The organism is Halobacillus sp. BBL2006, assembly GCF_000786645.1.
In the GTDB taxonomy this organism is placed as follows: Bacteria; Bacillota; Bacilli; order Bacillales; family Halobacillaceae; genus Halobacillus.
The window spans coordinates 1-901 of the sequence record NZ_JRNX01000977.1; the positions used below are offsets into that span (position 1 = coordinate 1).

Sequence of the window (901 nt, forward strand, 5' to 3'; positions counted from 1 at the left end):
ATACATCGAATGGGTTGGTTGGGAAGCTGTGAGACTCCCGCGGGAATGGATTGGCTGGCGAGACCCCGAAGAGCGAAGCTCGAGAAGGCTTGCCGTCATCCCCGCAGGAAAGCGAGCTGCTTCCCAACCAACCCTGAGCCTCAATGCAGCAACGAACCCCGGTTATCTCGAAATTGAGTCTTCAACAATCCTGCACGTTTCTTGAATGAACATCTGGGTTCTTAGTTATTTTGCTAAAGAAACTGCTTATCTAAAGGAGCTTTTCTTAAAACAGCAGGTGAGCGACAAGTGTAATGATAGGCAGTGTGATGATTGTCCGCTCAAGAAAGATAATGAATAAGTCCTTTAAGTTAACAGGCACTTTTGATCCTAACAGCAAGCCACCGACCTCTGACATATAAATCAGTTGAGTTACGGATAAACAAGCAATGATGAATCGAGTCATTTCACTTTCAATCGATGCTCCGATCAATGCAGGCAGGAACATATCTGCAAATCCGACAAGGATAGTTTCTGATGCTTCTTGTGCATAAGGAACTTGCATAAGTTCAAGCAGCGGAATGAAGGGTACACCGAGCCATGAGAAAAATGGAGTGAACTCAGCGATTACAAGCGCAATGGTACCAAGAGCCATTACAATCGGTGCCACTCCCATCCACATATCAAGAATGTTTTGAGCCCCTTGCTTGAAGAACTCTTTTACTCCCGTCGATTTGCTTCCTTGTTCTACAGCTTTTGCATACCCATATGTGAAGACGTTGTGATGGTCAGGTACTTCTTCGCTGTCATCATCCGCTTCTTCATTCACGTAGGTGTCTGCTTTACGGGACAATGGTGGAATTCTAGGCATGATCAAGGCAGCGATAAAGCCGGCCAATGCTACGGTCAAATAAAAGGGTAT

Annotated in this window: 2 protein-coding genes; one reads left to right on the top strand and one right to left on the bottom strand. The window is 45.6% G+C overall.

Annotation, left to right across the window (positions count from 1 at the left end):
* On the top strand, positions 1-205 hold a 205-nt coding region (locus tag LD39_RS23740), incomplete at its 5' end, for a hypothetical protein (RefSeq protein ID WP_035553962.1).
* A gap of 60 nt (positions 206-265) precedes the next feature.
* On the opposite strand, the gene LD39_RS23375 is transcribed toward LD39_RS23740, so the two are convergent.
* Positions 266-901: YjiH family protein (locus LD39_RS23375; protein WP_035553965.1), on the bottom strand; the 636-nt coding region annotated here is incomplete at its 5' end.